This is a genomic window from Cognataquiflexum rubidum (assembly GCF_022538115.1).
Lineage (GTDB): Bacteria > Bacteroidota > Bacteroidia > Cytophagales > Cyclobacteriaceae > Cognataquiflexum > Cognataquiflexum rubidum.
In genome coordinates, this window is the sequence record NZ_JAKZAL010000005.1 from 54,647 (window position 1) to 72,561 (window position 17,915).

11 protein-coding genes are annotated in these 17,915 nt (G+C 42.2%); 9 read left to right on the forward strand and 2 right to left on the reverse strand.

Annotated features, from left to right (window positions below):
- Positions 1-10 precede the first annotated feature (10 nt).
- From MMU05_RS07465 to alr, 6 genes are all read left to right on the forward strand, one after another.
- Positions 11-2,527 (forward strand): hypothetical protein, encoded by a 2,517-nt coding sequence (locus MMU05_RS07465; RefSeq protein ID WP_241141049.1) that lies wholly within the window; start codon positions 11-13, stop codon positions 2,525-2,527.
- A 130-nt stretch (positions 2,528-2,657) separates the two neighbouring features.
- A complete protein-coding gene (locus MMU05_RS07470; protein ID WP_241141050.1) occupies positions 2,658-5,897 on the forward strand; it encodes a CHAT domain-containing protein in 3,240 nt (1,079 codons plus the stop codon).
- 78 nt (positions 5,898-5,975) lie between these two features.
- The gene (locus tag MMU05_RS07475; RefSeq protein WP_241141051.1) at positions 5,976-7,187 is read left to right on the forward strand and encodes a serine hydrolase domain-containing protein; all 1,212 of its coding nucleotides are present in this window, start codon (positions 5,976-5,978) and stop codon (positions 7,185-7,187) included.
- Positions 7,188-7,376: 189 nt separating this feature from the next.
- Positions 7,377-7,937 carry an RNA polymerase sigma factor gene (locus tag MMU05_RS07480; RefSeq protein ID WP_241141052.1) on the forward strand — a complete coding sequence of 187 codons (561 nt, stop codon included), beginning with the start codon at positions 7,377-7,379 and terminating at the stop codon, positions 7,935-7,937.
- 3 nt (positions 7,938-7,940) lie between these two features.
- The gene (locus tag MMU05_RS07485) at positions 7,941-8,678 is read left to right on the forward strand and encodes a tetratricopeptide repeat protein (RefSeq protein ID WP_241141053.1); all 738 of its coding nucleotides are present in this window, start codon (positions 7,941-7,943) and stop codon (positions 8,676-8,678) included.
- A gap of 183 nt (positions 8,679-8,861) precedes the next feature.
- Positions 8,862-10,016 (forward strand): alanine racemase, encoded by a 1,155-nt coding sequence (alr, locus tag MMU05_RS07490; RefSeq protein WP_241141054.1) that lies wholly within the window; start codon positions 8,862-8,864, stop codon positions 10,014-10,016.
- Positions 10,017-10,182: 166 nt separating this feature from the next.
- Here alr and MMU05_RS07495 read toward each other — a convergent pair whose 3' ends face one another.
- Positions 10,183-10,590: a hypothetical protein gene (locus MMU05_RS07495; protein ID WP_241141055.1), complete on the reverse strand. Its 408-nt coding sequence runs from the start codon at positions 10,588-10,590 to the stop codon at positions 10,183-10,185.
- Between the two features lie 161 nt (positions 10,591-10,751).
- The gene (locus MMU05_RS07500; protein WP_241141056.1) at positions 10,752-13,154 is read right to left on the reverse strand and encodes an arylsulfatase; all 2,403 of its coding nucleotides are present in this window, start codon (positions 13,152-13,154) and stop codon (positions 10,752-10,754) included.
- Between the two features lie 377 nt (positions 13,155-13,531).
- Here MMU05_RS07500 and MMU05_RS07505 point away from each other — a divergent pair, with 377 nt between their 5' ends.
- The 3 genes from MMU05_RS07505 to MMU05_RS07515 all read left to right on the forward strand — a co-directional run bounded on the left by MMU05_RS07505 (position 13,532) and on the right by MMU05_RS07515 (position 17,891).
- The gene (locus MMU05_RS07505; protein ID WP_336246886.1) at positions 13,532-14,941 is read left to right on the forward strand and encodes an aldehyde dehydrogenase family protein; all 1,410 of its coding nucleotides are present in this window, start codon (positions 13,532-13,534) and stop codon (positions 14,939-14,941) included.
- A gap of 124 nt (positions 14,942-15,065) precedes the next feature.
- Positions 15,066-16,289, forward strand: a complete 1,224-nt coding sequence (locus MMU05_RS07510) for an iron-containing alcohol dehydrogenase (RefSeq protein ID WP_241141058.1) — start codon at positions 15,066-15,068, stop codon at positions 16,287-16,289.
- A gap of 309 nt (positions 16,290-16,598) precedes the next feature.
- Complete coding sequence (locus tag MMU05_RS07515; RefSeq protein ID WP_241141059.1) at positions 16,599-17,891, forward strand: aminotransferase class V-fold PLP-dependent enzyme; 1,293 nt, start codon at positions 16,599-16,601, stop codon at positions 17,889-17,891.
- The last annotated feature ends 24 nt before the right edge of the window (positions 17,892-17,915 follow it).

Below are 17,915 nucleotides of genomic sequence, written 5' to 3' on the forward strand. Positions count from 1 at the left end.
AATAATTCATATGAAGAACCTCAAATTTTTACTAGCCCTTTTCATTTTCATATCTCTTGTAAGTTCCTGCAATGAGGAAGAAATCGACCCCAATCTCAATACCGGTACAGGTCCTGTACAATCGGTTTTTCCAACAACTGATGTCAATGTGATATTACCCCCGGGAACTTCCATCGACCTTTCCAAAACAAAACTGCTGGCAGGATTTGCTGAATATCCGGTCGACAACGCAGGTAAATCCAAAGTTAGGTTCGCTACGGGCTCAACGAAATTGGCTTTTTTGGTGGACGAAACTGGCAATTCCCTGATGATGGGTTTCATCACCGATAACAAGAAGGAAATATCCATTGAAACCACTGCATCTGTGTTGGTTTACTTTGGTTTGGGGGTTTCTCTCCAACCTATTGAAATCAAAAAGAAATTTCTGGAAGGGTATCCTACAATGGATGGAATGCCGGAATTCACCCAATCCATTTCGGAGGAATTTTCAAAAAACCCTGAAATGATCAGGAATGGAGGGTTTATGAATTCCCTTACTGATTACCTAAAAACTTTTGCCCCTGCTGATACCATCGATATCCGGGCCAAACAAATCGATGTAGATACCAAAGGATTTAAAAGTGGTCTTCAAGTCTATGAATTGGATCACCAAAACGTCAAAATTCGGAATGAAAGGAGGAGAAGGGCTCATGCTTTTGCTTACAAAACCGCATTCAAAGACAAAGAGGGAGTAGAAACCACACTCAAATATACTATTGAAGGAGCTGATGTTTCCGAAAAAGATATACCTGTCAATCCTAGAGTTGCCGTCAACTCCTTTCAAGGAACAATAAAAGAGTCCATTCTGGGAAAAGGTGCTGATTTTGCAATGACTGAAAATGGACCTATGAATCTCCCCCTGAAGGATTCAGAATCCGAGGCTACTTACAAAATAAGGATTGTTGGCCCCGGGACAGGAAATCTTGATGGATTGAGCCTAACAAATGCTGAAAAAGCAAAACTTGACCAGTTAATTCTTGAGACTTTTGCCCTAGACTTTGTTATACCTTTCATTTTTGACATGATAGGTTTTGATGATACTTTATTTGGTAGTCAATCTAAGAAATTCAAAGACTTGGTCTGGATTCTTGATGTTTTTGTTAAAGCCTCCCCTGCAATACAGCAACATCTTGAAAAAGGTGAATATATGAATGCCCTTAAAGCAACAATATGGATGGGGTTCACGGAATTCCCAAACAAACAATTTGATGACATGGTAGAAGCAGTGACTTTAGGAGGACTGGAAATCATCAAAGCTAACAAGCCCGGTTCGGTCACTGAAACTGCAGAGGAAATATCCAAAAAAGCCAAATCCGTATTAAAAGCAATGAAATTGGTTGACTTTGTCCTCAAAGCAGTAGACTACAAGTTTCTTTTAGACCACATTGAATTGTCTGATTACAATTCTCAGTTTATAGTCAAAGTAAAAGCTGACGATCTTGTGATGACTCCAAACGAGGAGTCGATCGTGACTTCCAAATATTATAGTGTCAAGGTAGAAACCCAGACAAAACTTGCGGAAGGAGAATCTTTTGTCTACAAATGGTCTACGCCGGGCGATTTCATTTACCTATGGCACCAAAACAAAAAGAGTACAGCGGTAGAAACAAGTACTCCAACGATGATGTATAGAAGTGATACCAAAGCTGCAGACCTTTCGGATGATAGCAATCCTGATATCATCAAAGTAGAAGTGTTTACCAAAAAAGGAACTACACTGACCAGAATCGGCGATGCGGAAGCCGAAATCAACGTCATGAAGCTCAAGCTCATCATGAAGCCGGATAACATCACACTTCAAGGTGGGCAAAGCGTCAGGTTATATCTTGAGCGGACAGATGGAGTAAACGATATCGTGCCAAATGGAGCACTTGATTATAAGGTAGAATGGGAAACTCCAGGAGCTTATGGGAAATTTAATGGAACGCTAAAAAGTGCTAAAACCATGGGCAATGCCCTGAATTATGAAGTGCTTGACAAGGAAGTGAGAGAAGCCAAGGAATCTATCACAGCCCGCGTTTATTTCAAGGCCAAAGCTGACACCGAATGGACTTTGAGAGAAACGGTAAAAGGGGTCATCAAAATCGATAACGATCCCAATAAAATTATCCTCGATGTCGCATTGGAGACAAGATCATGGGATATCAGTACAGATAAGAGCTGTAATGTCGGTGTCAATATGATCGCATTGGTTCCGGTTCACCCTAAAGCCAAAAGATACACAGTCACTTTTTATGGATTCAAGAAAGCATCAAGCTGGGAAAACAGAACCAGAAGTTGGCTTCCTGGTCAAGCACCGCCTGTTACTTATGGGTTTCCGGGAGCTGATGCGCTTCAAATCGTGGGAGGAAACTATTATTTTACCATCGGAAGATCTTGGGGGTCTGGGCCAATGAATTCTTCATGTGGCTCATCAATTCCCCGAATCGAAGAAAGCTATGCAGCATATGGGGGAAGGGCCAATATTGTGATTGAAATAGAAGACTAGGGTCTGGCATAATTACAATATTTTCCATAGATTTCACTAATTTCATTTTGGCCAAATCTTCAAAGACTTATTCTCTTTTGGGTTTCTTTAAAGGTTTGGCCAATTATTTTCTTACTGCATGTTTTTCAAAATGAACCACAGCCGGAACCTTTTTTTTCTGTTAATTTTTGCCTTTAGCTTACCGGAAGGTTTTGCACAGGTCGGGCAAAAAGGATTGGAGTGGATTGACCGGGCCTTGGAAGAAAAACATTCCCTCCAGGCGGACTCAGCTTTGAAAGCCCAAATAAAATCCATCTACCAATATGGGCTAATTGATTCTCTTCCCCTGTATACTTCCTACATCGGAAGGGTGGAAACGGAAAAATCCGGTCAAAAAAAAGGGATCGCAAAAGTCCAAAAGTTTATTTCGGATTTTCTTTCCCAAAACCATTCCCCAAAACTCAACAAACAAATCCACCGGGAAGCTGCGGGCTTTTATGAATACATCGGGGAATTGGAACTTGCTTATCAAGCCAACCAATCTGCCTTTGATTGGGGGCAAAAAGATTCGGAAACTACCTTTAAAGAATTGGGAAAAATCCAGAATAATATGGGAACCCTTTCCCTCTATCTTGGAAACAGGGCCCAAGCCAAAGTACATGTCCATCAAGCAATATCACTCTACCGCAAAGAACCAAAGGTAGATGCTGAATCTCTCTACCTGAGCTATAATGCTCTGGGAAATATGCATTGGTTTGGGGCCAGGATGGATTCGGCGGAATATTACTTTTTGAAAGCGTTGAAGCAGTTTGGAGACATGAGCGACACTCCCCGAAACAAGCACTACCGACCTGCGATGGTTCTTAATAACCTGGCAGGAGTTCAATCCGCTTTAGGCAAAACCTCAGCGGGCATCAAGTCCATGGAACAGACCATCGACCACCTGTCAGACTACATCGCGGCAATGTCAGATGTGCAGGAAATCGCAAAAGGAAAGGAATTCCAATACCAGGCCATTGACAACCTCGCCGGGATGCACAAGGGATTGGGTAATTATTCCCGTGCAAAGGACTTGTTGGAGTATGCCTTTGAGCAAAAGAAATCAAGTTTTGGTCCCGAAAGTCCCGAAGTATTCAAATCCCAGATTCTCCTTGGCCAACTTTATTATGACATTCGGGAAAATGAATTGGCCGAAAATTACCTGCTGGAAGGACTCTCCCTGATCGACAGGCTGGGAGGGGATTATCTTTATTGGCAGGCAGATGCTTATTACGCTTTGGCGAGAATCAAAGATTCTCAAGGAGAGGACAGTGAGGCACTTCATTTTTACAAGTTGGCCGAAAGGGTGTATCAGGACTTTCTCGAAGGAGAATTTGACAATATCTACCTCGGTTTTTTGACCAATGCCTCTCTTTTTTATGCAGAATCCGGATTGGGAAAAGAAGCCAAAACGACCGCCAACAAAGGCTTGGACTATGTCATCCAAAATCAGGGAAAAAACAGTCTCCTTGCTTTCAATCAAATATTGAACCTTGCAGAAATCCATTATTTGCTCCAAGAATATCCTGAGTCCCTCCGTCTCAGCGAGGAAGCACTCCTGATAATGGATGGCAGGTACGATTCCGAAATGACTTGGCTGGATTCACTCCAGACCGAGACCCAAAAACCCCGCGCCATTCTCCTCCAGTCAAAATCATCTTATCAGCTCCAACCTGTACGGGATGTTCGCTTCCTCTCGGAAATAAAGATCAGGATGGATAAAGCCATTTCGATTTTGGAAAGAAGGAAAACCGCTCTCGGCACGGATGAGGACCTAAATTTATTGCTTTCCGAAAACAGGGACTTGTTCGATTTCTCCAAAAAAATCGACCTCGAACTGCATGAACTTACCGGAGATGAAAAATACCTGGATGATTTTTTGGGCAAACATGAATCTTCACTATACAATAAAGTCCGCGCCAGATTGCAGAAAGTGGATAACATCAGGTTTGCCGATATCCCAACCGAAATACAGGAAAAGGAAGATTTGCTCAAAACCAACCTACAAAATTCTCTGAATCAGGAATCTCCGGATATTACTCCTTTCCTTGCAGCCAGTAAAGATTGGGATGATTACCTTGACATGCTAAAGATTACATATCCCTCCTATTTCCAATTTAGATATGCCAATATTTCAAGTTCCATAGATGACATTCAGGTGAACATTCCTGACAAAACAACGGTAATCAGGTATATTTTTGTAGGAGAAAACCTTGCCGCAGTGGTGATGGACAAAAACCAAAAAAAGCTCATTTCCTTGGATTTTGAGACGGTTAAGAACCACATTGCAGACCTTCAACTAAACTGGAACAAAGAGGAAGTGGTCTTTAAACTGCTTGATGAACTGTACCAATCACTTTGGAGGCCTCTCGAAGCCATGATCCAAAACCAAAAGCTGATTATCATCCCGGATGGGCAGCTCTTTAATCTGAGTTTTGAGATTTTGACACCCGCTAAGATCAAGTCTTATAGTGAATTGGCTAAAAAAAGCCTATTGGCCAAGCATAGCATCAGTTACCATTATAGCTCCCTGCTTCTTCAAAAATCCAAACCAGAATCCGGCTATAAATCCAATTTTGTGGCATTCGCTCCCGGATTTTTTGACAGGATGAAAACCGATTATTTGTCCGGCCTGAAGGATTCCCTCTACATGGACCGGGCTTATCTTACCCTGATACCACAGCCTTTTACCTTGGCTTTGGTCAAGAAGGTGAAGTCGCTGTTTGGAGGATCTCTTTTTGTCGAAGATGAATCCACGGTTTCCCGATTCAAGGAATCAGCAGGCTCGAATAGGATCATCCACATCGGCACCCATGCAGAATCCAACAACCTCAGTCCGGCTTTTTCCAAACTCATTTTTTCCAAAGAATCAAAAGAGGAAAGTTTTCCTGAAGACAACTCCTTGTATGCTTTTGACATATACAACATTGATTTGCGCGCAAAATTAGCCGTGTTGACAGCTTGTGAAACAGGCAAGAATACCTTCGATCCGGGGGAAGGAATGGTCTCTTTGGCCCATGCTTTTAATTACGCCGGCAGCGAAAGCTTGTTGATCGGACTCTGGAAGATCGATGAAAAGGCAAGCAGCATCATCGTGGAGGAATTTTACCAAAACCTTTCCAAGGGATTCGACAAAGCTGAAGCCCTGCAAAAAGCGAAGTTACACTACCTGACTGTTGCCAAAGGAAGAGAATTGTCTCCTGATTTTTGGGCAGGGTTGATTTTGATGGGAGATCCGAGTCCAATGGTTTTTGACAAGTCGGTCAGATGGTGGGTTTATCTGATGGTGGTTGCAGTATTAGCCATCCTGCTAATCGGTTGGAGAAAGTACTGGTTTGCAAAAGGAAAATAAAATCGGGATTCATTGATGACATTTTGGAGTAATCCCGATGTCATCAAAAATCCATTGCTCACCAAAACCTTTTCAACCATGAAATTCCAATCCTTCTCCAAAATCATGTATCGAGGCCTACTGTTTTCTGCCCTTGTATCCATTTTCATTTGGTCGTGCAGTCCAAAAGAAGATTCCGATCCCACACCTCCCACTATAGTGACACAGGTAGACATTCCTGTTATTGATGGAAAAATTGAAGCTTTTCTAGCCTCCTACAAAATCCCCGGAGCATCTCTTGCCATTTCCAAAAACGGAAAACTGGTTTACAAAAAAGCCTATGGAAAAGCTGATGTCGAGGGAAACGTTGACATGACTACCAACCATCGAATGCGGGTGGCGAGTGTGTCCAAGACTTTTACCGGAGTGGCTATTATGAGATTGGTTCAGGCAGGAAAGCTGAGCCTTGATGACAAGGTTTTTGGTCCGGGAAGTATTTTAGGGACAGATTTCGGAACCAAAGCCTACGGCGCAAGGGTACTCAATGTGACTGTCAAAAACCTGCTCCAGATGACCACCGGAGGTTGGGTATTGGCCAATGACCGTGATGCTATCGACTCCAATCCTACGATGAATAACAAGGTGTTTTTTGATTGGATGATGGACAATGCCTTATTGAAACACGATCCGGGGACAAGGTATTGGTATATCAATACGAATTATTTTGTGGCTGCAAGGGTGGTAGAAAAAGTATCAGGAAAATCTTTTTATCAATTTATGAAAGATGATTTCTTAACTCCTCTTGGGATTACATCGGCTGTGATGGGAAAATCGGCCATGACAAACCTTCAACCAGAAGAAACCAAATATTATGGGCAAGGGGGTACTAAAGGATTTGAGTATAACCTCAATATTGAAAGAAGGGACGGAGATGGGGGATTGGTAATCAATGCGAGTGACTTGTTGAAATTTGTAACGGCCATTGATGGAAACCCAAGCCGTCCGGATATATTGGATGCCACTACTTACCAAAAATTTATTCAACCATCAGGTCCTGCCCCTCTCGAACCAAACTTTGGAAATGGAATTGTTAAGTGGAATACGAGGTATTATTTCTACGGTGCCCTGCCGGGGACAAGATCTTCTTACATGACAGAAAACAATGGGATGGCAGTAGCATTGATATTCAACGGAAACGCCGATTATACCAACAATGCAGTTTATAACCCATTCGTACAGGCCCATCAGGCACTTTTGGTGGACCTGCTTACCAAGAACCTCAATGTCTACCTGGACATTGACCAGTTTTAAGATAAAATTGATTTTTTTATCGCCGGGACGACCAACCCTAATCAGCCAAGAAATCTTGGCTGATTTTTTTTATTCATTGATGACATTTGAGGTTTCTTTCGATGTAAGTATATAAGGTGAAAGGGATTACAAAAGAATTCAGTTTGGAAAAAAGCCTTTAAATAGTATATTTCTGTAATGTTTTGAATCATGCAGGAACCTACTTTTAATCCTTTTACCCAAGATGAATTAATCCTTGGAATCAAGTCAAATGAGCCAAAAGTGCTCAAATGGCTTTACCAATCCCAATACCCAAAAATTGAAAAATATGTGGTGGCCAATAACGGTGATGAAGATCAGGCCAAGGATATATTTCAGGAAGCTTTCATTACTGTTTGGAACAATGTCAGGTCAGATAAATTCATACCCGAAAACGGTACTGCAGTCACAGGATATTTGTATCAAATCGCAAAAAACAAATGGTTGGATTACCTAAGGTCATCCAAATATCAAAAAACCACCAACCTCGAGACCAAACATGACAGGTCTGAAGAGGAGGAAGGAAATTCGGAATCCTTGCAAAACCACATGGAAGCCGAATTCAAAAAATTGGGAGAAAACTGCCGAGAAATCCTGAAAAGGTTTTACTTCCAAAAGCAAACCATGGAGACCATCGCCGAGGCTTTCCAGTGGACGGAGGCAACTGCCCGAAACAACAAATACAGGTGCATTCAGCGCCTCAAAGAAAAAGTGAATACTCTAAAACATTGAAAATTGGACACTACAGACAATATCTCGCAACAGGAATTTGAAAGAATAGAGAGCTATATCCTTGGTTTGATGACTGATGAGGAAAAGAAATCCTTCGAAGAAGAACTGAACCTTGACCCAAAACTCCGTGCAAATGTCAAGGACATCAAGGTCCTTTTGCAGGAAGTGGAGCGGGCATCCCTTAAAGAAAGCTTGGACGAATACCATTCGGAGTTGAAAGCTACACCGGTTATTCCCATCTTGCCCGAAAGACAATTCAAGTGGAAGCCTTTGGCCATCGCTGCATCAGTTCTGCTTTTATTGGCCGTTTCATTTTGGGTTTTTGTGGGAAACTCTACCGAAAATGAAAAATTATTTATGGCTTATTACCTGCCTGATCCCGGGATGGTCACCGCTATGGGTACCAATACCGATTATGAATTTGACAGAGGAATGGTCGATTACAAGACGGGAGATTACCAAGCAGCCATTACAAGATGGGAAAAACTATTGGCCCAAAAGCCAGACAACGACACCTTAAATTATTTCCTAGGGTCAGCTTTTCTTGCGGTAGGTAATCCTGACCAAGCCAAAGCTTACCTGGAAAAAACGGCTCAGGTGGAATCCAGTATCTTCCAAAAAGAAGCTTATTGGTATCTTGGATTATCATTGCTAAAATCAGAAAAAACTGAAGAGGCAATCAAATTCCTCCAAAATTCAGGTAGGAAAGAAGCTACCGAAATCATCGAAAAACTAAAGTGATACCTTATGGATTTAGCTAAAGATATTCAGACCACAGTCGATATTCCATAGCCACTTCAATTGCGCTTCACTCCGAGTTTTAGATAGTAAAAGTCAAGAAGGCGTACTTACATAAAAACTGTTTAAAAAGAACCAATGAGGAAATGATAGGTTCCAATCCTTCCAAATTGTATAATTTGCGGGATGCGTCATACTTCCTACATAGAGATTAGCCGACAAGCCTACAGGCAAAACATGGATTTTTTGAAATCTGATATCGGTCCAAAAACCGAAATATCGGTAGTAGTCAAAGGAAATGCTTATGGTCACGGTATTGAAAACATTGTACTTCTCGCAGAAGAAAACGGCATCCGCCACTTCAGTACCTTCAGCGCAGATGAGGCCATTCGGGTACATAATTCAAGCAAATCTGACAGTGAAGTCATGATTATGGGCATGTTGGAAGATGAGGATTTGAAGGAAATTATTCAGAAAGGAATCAGCTTTTACGTTTTTGAATTTGAAAGATTGGATGCAGCAATCAAGGTGGCAAAAAAGCTAAATGTCAAAGCGAAAATCCATGTTGAGGTAGAAACCGGATTCCATCGGACGGGATTCGAATGGGAGGAAAAAGAAGCATTGTTGGAGATTCTGAAAGAAAATGCCGAACAACTTTCACTCAAAGGATTGTGCACCCACTATGCAGGAGCAGAAAGCATCAGCAACTATGTACGTGTCCGCAAGCAGATCAAGCTATACAAGAAATTCAAAACATGGTTTGAATCACAAGGTCTAAATTTTGATAAGTACCATACTGCCTGCTCGGCCGCGACACTTCTCTATCCCGAAACAAAAATGGATCTAGTCAGAATTGGAATAACTTCCTATGGATTTTGGCCGACACAGGAAACCTATATGTACCGGTACCAATCTTTGCCTGTAAACAATAAAAATCCTCTCAAAAGACTTATCAGCTGGAAAAGTAGCGTGATGAATATCAAATCAGTCAAAATGGGTGAGTTTATCGGTTATGGCTCGAGTTATATGACGCCAAGAAACATGCAGATTGCTTTGGTGCCGATCGGATATGGCCATGGATACAGCCGCTTGCTCAGCAATCAGGGTAAAGTCCTCATTTCCGGAAAGATCGTTTTCGTCACAGGAACAGTGACCATGAATAGCATCGCCGTTGATGTTACTGATTTGGAAAAGGTAATGAAGGGAGATGAGGTTGTTATCATTGGTGTTCAAGGCGAACTTGAAATCACTGTCGCCTCCTTTGGAGAATCCAGCCAACAAGTAAATTATGAATTGCTGACAAGATTGCCTTTGGATATACCGCGGAGGATTGTGGAATAAAAAAAAGAATCTCTATCTCTTTATTTTTACCTACAAAGTCAGCGTAGGCAGCATCTACAAGGTCATTGATTATTTTTTATGATTGTCAGCAATGACAACCTTGGCCGAAATAAGTAAAATAAGTAGTCCAGACAGTCCTTGGATTTGATAAAAAAATGAGGGTGTTTCAAACTTTTGTTGGGGTGCTTTCAGACGATTTTGAAAAGATGAGGTAAAGGACAAACAATAGAATCATGATGATATCTACAATTACCGCAGTCCCCGCGCCGAAACTCATATACTGACTTCCAAAAGAAAGAACCAGAATTACAAAAATGGTTTTGCTCATTCCTGCTATTACCAATGAGTAATCCCTAACAGCAGGTTTGAATGCGCCATATATCAGCATAATCCCTATAAGGCCTATTAAAGCTGACCATCCCCGGACAACGATATTTTCAGGCCCTGTTACGAGCGGTTCCCCAAAATTTGACTCAAGGGAAGATTCAGGTGAAAAAAGCCCAAGAAACATGCTGCAGGTAAGCAATCCGCAAATAAGCATGATCCATTTAAAGTTTGATACGAATTTATTCATGACTTTTTTCTTAATTTTTAAGGGAGATTGCGCTGTTTAATTGAGAAATGAAAGAAGAATTCCAAAGAGATTACCGCAGTAAATTCTCCCTGAAATTCTTCTTTTAAAACCCCCATGACCTCATTGTCATTGAGTGCAAGTCATTGAGCTGACCTTTCTGTTTAATCGATTACAGGTGGAGTTTCTGACGGAACGTTTGTAGCAATACGTTGGACTGTAACATTTTTGATGTTTCCATTAAATTTACTTGAGGCACCATAATCTGCCACAACAGTTCCTAAATCCACACCCACATCTGCCAAATCAACAACAGAGAAAATTCCCGGTTGTGTCCTTTCAATGCGTCCCTCACCAACTTTTTCTCCATCCACTGAAATCGTTCCAACACCACCGCGACCAGGTCCTCCACCATCGTATTTAAATTCATATACCAAGGTGTGTTTTCCTGGGGCTAAAGACTGTGTGGAAGAAATGGTTGTGGAATTCAATCCTAGGAAATTATAGGTAAATAAAGGTTTTCCGTTTTTGACATAGAATGATAACCCACCAAATCGCCCTCCTTGGCAAACCAAAACACCATTTCCTCCCGGACCTAATTCAATCTCGGCGGTAATGGTGTAGGACGTATTTTGTAAGCTAGGAAATACATCAACGCCAAGTCCTTTCATATCCTTGGTGAGTGTCATTGATGTTCTTCCTGGTGCCATTACAGTAGGCCTGCCTGCGACCTCGGCTATCATCCGCTCTACTGTGCGATCATCAATGGGTAGTACGTGGTATTTCTCGGCTTCCTTCATAAAGAGGGCCTGCATATCTTTAAGTTTTTGCGGCTCCTTTTGCGCAAGGTCATTGGATAAGCTGAAGTCTTCTTTGGTGTTGTACAATTCCCAAACATCATTTTCCAGCGTATTAAATGGTTCAGGCAAAAATGGCGCTATGTGAATAGTCCGGGCATACCAACCATCCTCGTAAATAGCTCGGTTACCGCCAATTTCAAAATATTGCACGGTATGCTGTTCCGGTGCGGAAGCATTGTCGAATGAATACGCAAGACTGGTACCTTCGATAGGATCTTGCGCAATGCCGTTTACCATTTTGGGAGATGGAATCCCGGTTATTTCGTAAACCGTTGGAGCTACATCACTGACAAAACCGAATTGATTTCTCATTTCACCCTTGGCTTTAATGCCTTTTGGCCAATGCACTACCATACCGTTACGGGTTCCTCCAAAATCTGAAGCCATTTGCTTTGTCCATGTAAAAGGGCTATTGGTAGCTACTGCCCATCCGGAAGCCATGTGTGGAATGGTGCTTTCGGTACCCCATTCGTCATAGAGCTTCATCATATCCTCAACATTTTCTTTTACCCTGTTGAAGTAGGTCCATTCATTGAACATACCTGTTTGCTGACCTTCTGCACTTGATCCATTGTCACCGGCAATAAAGAAGATGATGGTATTGTCTAATTCACCCATTTCTTCAATGGCATCTATCAAGCGGCCGATTTCATGGTCGGTATGCTCGGCAAACCCGGCAAAAACCTCCATCTGACGGGCAAATAATTTTTGTTCATCGGGAGATAAATCGGCCCAATCCTGAATTTGCTCTGGTTTAGGAGGAAGGATTGTATTGGCAGGAACGATGCCCAATTTTTTCTGACGCTCCAGGGTTTCTTCGCGCAATACATCCCATCCTTTGTCGAATTTGCCTTTGTATTTAGCAGAATATTCTTTAGGGGCATGATGTGGCGCTCGCGTTGCTCCCGGTGCATAGTACATGAAGAATGGTTTGTCAGGCTGCAAAGCTTGCTGCTTGTTTACCCAAGAAACTGCTTGGTTGGTCATGTCGTTGGTGAAATGGTAGCCCGGATAGTTCGGAGTTTCTATCATGGTTACACCATCATAAATTAATGGCGCCCAGTTGTTGGTTATTCCCCCGAGGAAACCATAAAATTTCTCAAAGCCTGAATGGGTAGGCCATCTGTCTTGTGGTCCATTACTTGATTTTTCCCAGGTAGGCGTCTCGTGGCTTTTTCCAAATTGGGCCGTGCTATATCCGTTTTGCCTGAGGACTTCAGCCATTGGGGTAATAGATTGAGGGCGGATAGAAGTGTACCCTGGATAAGCAGTTGCTAATTCAGTTATGATGCCAAGGTTTACGGAGTGTGGGTTGTATCCTGTAAGCAGTGCTGCCCGTGTTGGGGTGCAAAGCGCAGTGGTATGAAACCGGTTATAAGTCAAGCCGTTTTTTGCAAGACGGTCGAGGGTCGGCATATAGGCCGGACCGCCAAACGTCTCTGGAACAGCAAATCCCATATCATCCATCAAAATAATAACTACGTTAGGTGCGTCTTTCGGAGCCGTAACTTCAAATCTTGGCGGAGGCGTGGCGTTACGCACATCGAGTTCGCTGTACCTAACCCTTTCCGGGTGTCTGATGGGTAGCACTGTTCGGTCTATGCCGTCCGGACTGGCAACCGTTGTAGTCTCGGTCTGTTTGGGTTCACATGCCAAAAATACCGCAAGGCTAGACATGAGTGACAGTTGAATTAATCGAATTTTCATACGTGAATATTTAATTGAGATTTTTTAAAATTTACTTACCAAGAATCTTTTACTACCAGAGAAATGCTCGAAATCCCGAGAGTGTCAGGAAAAAGCACAGATAAAATAGATGGCATTTTTCGCCGAAATATGAAAAGCTAGGTTTTGCTTTTTACAATAGAAACTTCTCGTTTTTCAGTTTTTTGAGAAATTTTCATTAATCTTCAAACTTATTGTTTCCAGTAAAGAATCTTTGGATAATCTTGCCAAATTTCGATGAATGATTGAATCTTTATTTGAAAAAAGGCCACAAGCGATTTCAAAAAGATTGGTTTCTAAATTTTAAGGATGAAAATTGTTTCCTTATCAAAATGTAGAAAAAAATGGAAGTTGAATTGATGAAAACCGAAATAGATAAGGTTTTCGATTTGCAAAAAACTCATTCTTTGAATATGAGATCCAGCACTGCCGATGAAAGAATCGGACTGCTAAGAAGTCTTCACGACTGGGTTTTGAGCCATAGGGACGACATCAAAAAGGCCATGTATGCGGATTACCGCAAGCCCTACACAGAGACCGATATCACAGAAATTTACCCGGTTCTTTCGGAAGCCAAGCATACCATCAAATGCCTGAAGAACTGGATGAAAACGAAACGGGTCCCTACCCCGGTCACCTTTTTGGGCACAAAAGCACACATCCAATTTGAACCGAAAGGATCAAGTCTCATCATTGCTCCATGGAATTATCCCTTTAATCTGGCAATATGTCCATTGGTATCCGCTTTGAGTGCAGGTTGTACGGTGATGATCAAACCTTCGGAAATGACACCGCACACCTCTGCCCTGATCAAACAAATGATCGGCGAACTTTTCAATGAAAACCTTGTCAGCGTAATAGAAGGTGGTCTTGAAGCCAGTCAGCTGCTTCTTGCCAAGCCCTTTGACCATATCTTTTTTACCGGAAGTCCTATGGTTGGGAAGATTGTCATGAGATCCGCTTCCGACCACCTTGGTTCTGTGACCTTGGAATTGGGTGGAAAATCACCTGTTGTCATTGCGCCTGATGCGGACTTGAAGGACGCAGCCCGAAAAATTGCCTCCACCAAATTCATCAATTGTGGACAGACATGCGTAGCTCCCGATTTTGTTTTGGTACCAAAATCCTTACGGGATGAATTTGTCCAAAATTTAAATGAGGCCATTGATACATTGTATTCCAGCGATGGACAAGGTGTTGAAAAAAGTGCGGATTATGGCAGGATAGTCAATGAAAGGCATTTCAACCGACTCAATCAACTGGTGGAGGAAGCCTGTAAAAGCGGAGCTACACTTGCCAAAGGAGGTAAAAATATCCCTGAAGAAAATTTCATAGAACCCACTATCCTTACCATGGTCAAAGATTCTATGATGGTAATGGAAGATGAAATATTCGGTCCCATATTACCCATCATGGACTATGAAAACTTGGATGATGCCTTGAATTTTATCAACAAAATGCCCAAGCCTTTGGCGCTTTATGCATTTTCTAAGAGTGATAAGAAGTTGGGTTACATTTTCAAAAAGACCAGTTCAGGTGGTGCTGTCGCCAATGACTGTGTGCTGCATTTTATCCATCCTGAGCTTCCTTTTGGGGGGGTGAACAATTCAGGGATCGGTAAGTCACATGGACATTTTGGGTTCTTGGAATTTACCAACCAAAAATCAGTTCTCAAGCAAAGGGTCGGCTTCACCGCTGTTACGCCTTTGTTCCCACCTTATAACAAAACAAAGGAAATGTTAATTGATGGCCTCTTGAAGTGGTTTTGATGGGTAATTTGAATGAGCTTTTCTAAAGCAATTTTTAGAGGTTTCCATTTTTAATTTTCCCTTACAGATCATAGCAATCTTTGTTTTGATTGATTTTCCTTACTATAAATTCTTATATACTGAAATGAAAAATTTAATCCTAAGCTCCTACTACAGGGTTTACCAAACAGTTTTTAAATTGGCAATGCCCTTACTTCCCTGGCGCAAACCTGTGCTGTTGGAAGGTCCGGGAAGTGTAAAGAAAGTGCCAAGCTTGCTTGAAGAATTGAAAATCAAAAACGTACTGATCGTGACAGACAGTACTTTGATGAAATTGGGATTATTGGAAGACCTGATAAGTTCACTTGGAGTCAATGGCTGTAAATATGCTGTTTTTGATAAAACAGTCCCGGATCCGACTATTGAAAATGTCGAAGAAGCGCTGAAACTTTATCATCAGTATGATTGTAAAGCCATTATTGCATTTGGTGGTGGGTCTCCGATGGATTGTGCCAAAGCAGTGGGCGCAAGGGTCAGCCGTCCAAATATGCCTGTTTCCAAAATGAAAGGAGTTTTGAAAGTAATTTTCAAAATTCCGACGCTCATTGCAGTGCCTACTACAGCGGGCACAGGCAGCGAGGTAACTTTAGCTGCGGTAATCAGCAACAGTGAAACCCACGAAAAATATGCCATCAATGATTTTTGCCTCATTCCACATTATGCGGTACTTGACCCTGAGCTTACCTTAAAACTTCCACCCCATATCACTGCGGCGACCGGAATGGATGCTATGACACACGCAGTCGAATCGTACATCGGTAGAAGCAATACAAAGGAAACAAGGAACTCAGCATTGGAAGCGATTACCCTCATTCACCAAAATCTGCAGCAGGCATATAATGTTCCTGGAGATCTAAAAGCCAGGGCTGCTATGCTTAAAGGTTCGTATTTGGCAGGAGTAGCCTTTACCCGTGCTTATGTTGGCTATGTCCATGCGATTGCACATACTATTGGCGGGTTCTATGGTTATCCACATGGTTTGGCCAATGCCATCATCATGCCCCATGTTTTGGAATTTTATGGACCTGCGGCGAGTGGCCGTTTGGCCGAACTTGCAGACCATTTGGGTATTGCTAAAGGAAACCAAGGCACCGCTCAAAAAGCAACTGCTTTTGTCCAATACCTCAAAGACATGAACAAAAAAATGAGCATAAAAAGTAACATTGAGGAAATCAAAAAAAGTGATTTACCGGAAATGATCAGCAGGGCATTGGCGGAAGCCAATCCACTATATCCTGTACCTCAGGTTTTGTTTAGGGAGGATTTGGAAAAACTCTATATGAAAATTAGAGGTAGTGCAAAAGCTTGATCAATTATAAAAACTATCATGGATATACGCTTCTTTGCCAGTAACCCCATATTCTTCTTCATGGGGATGGAAGACGGAAGTCGGAAGACCGATGTACCGGGTATTTCAGTCCGCAGACAAGAATTTAAATGGATATCCAATCTACTGGCGCAATTGCGTACATACATTAAAACTGTTTAAAAGGGGAAAAAACATAAGTTTTTATTATTGTAAATTTCTTTTGAGAAAGGCTGCCAGGAATCATTTTTTCTGGCAGTTTTGCTTAAAAGCAAAATTATTTTTAGCTTCTGCTGTATGAAACCTTATTCCATGTTTGACAGAAGAACCTTCCTCAAAAAAGCTGGAGTCCTGACCGGAGCATTTTCGGCGACTAGCCTCTTCAATCACCTCCATGCCCAGGAATGGGGCACCCTAGCAGAAGATTATAAGAATATCTCTCCTTCTGAAATGGCAACTAAGGAGGATTATTGGTCTGTGATCCAAAAGGGCTATAGCGCAAGTTCTGATCCGCTGATCATGTTAAATAACGGCGGAGTTTCGCCAAGTCCGATAGTTGTCCAAAACGCAGTGGAAAAATTTAATCTGATGTCTAATCAGGGACCTTCGTATTACATGTGGCGGATTTTGGATCAGGGCAGGGAAAACCTGCGTGAAAGCCTGGCAAAATTAGGCGGTTGCTCGCCGGAGGAAATCGCGATCAACAGAAATGCGACCGAAGCATTGGTGACGGTCATTTATGGCTTGGATCTACATAGGGGTGATGAAGTGATCGGCAGCCATCAAGACTACCCAAACATGATGTTGGCCTGGAAACAGCGGGAGATGCGGGAAGGTATCGTGTACAAGCAACTGAGTTTTAATTTCCCCGTAGAAAATGATGCTGAAATTGTGGCCGCTTACCAAAATGCCATCACACCAAATACCAAAATCCTCCACCTCACTCACGTCATTAATTGGACAGGACAGATCATGCCGGTTCAAAAGATTGCCCGGATGGCACACGAAAAGGGCATAGAAGTCATCATTGACGGTGCACATTCCTATGGGCTCTTGGAATTCAATATTCCCGACCTAGAGGGAGATTACTTTGGCACGAGCCTCCACAAATATCTCTCTGCCCCCATTGGGAGTGGCATGCTTTGGGTCAAAAAAGAAAAGATATCTAAAGTGTGGCCATTGGTATGCGCCGGAGATCCGAAGAGTGATAACATCCGAAAATTTGAAAATCTAGGTACACGGAGCTTCCCGATCGAGCAGGGAATTGGCGAAGCACTCAACTTTCATAATGCCATTGGTACAAAAAGAAAAGAGGAACGGATCCGGTACCTGAAAGATTATTGGGCAACAAGGGCATTGGAAATTCCAAAAGTCAAACTCCACACCTCCCTGAAACATGAGTACAGCTGCGCTTTGGCTTGTGTTTCCATAGAAGGGGTCAGTCCGACAGACTTGTCTGACCAGCTTATGAAAACCTACAAGATCCAAACTTCGCCGATTTCGTATGAAAATCTCCATTGTGTCAGAATTTCTCCCCATGTGTACACCAAGATTTCGGATTTGGATACATTGATAGAGGGACTGGAGAAAATTTCCCGCGGATAAAAATTAAAAGAGGGGGGAAAATGG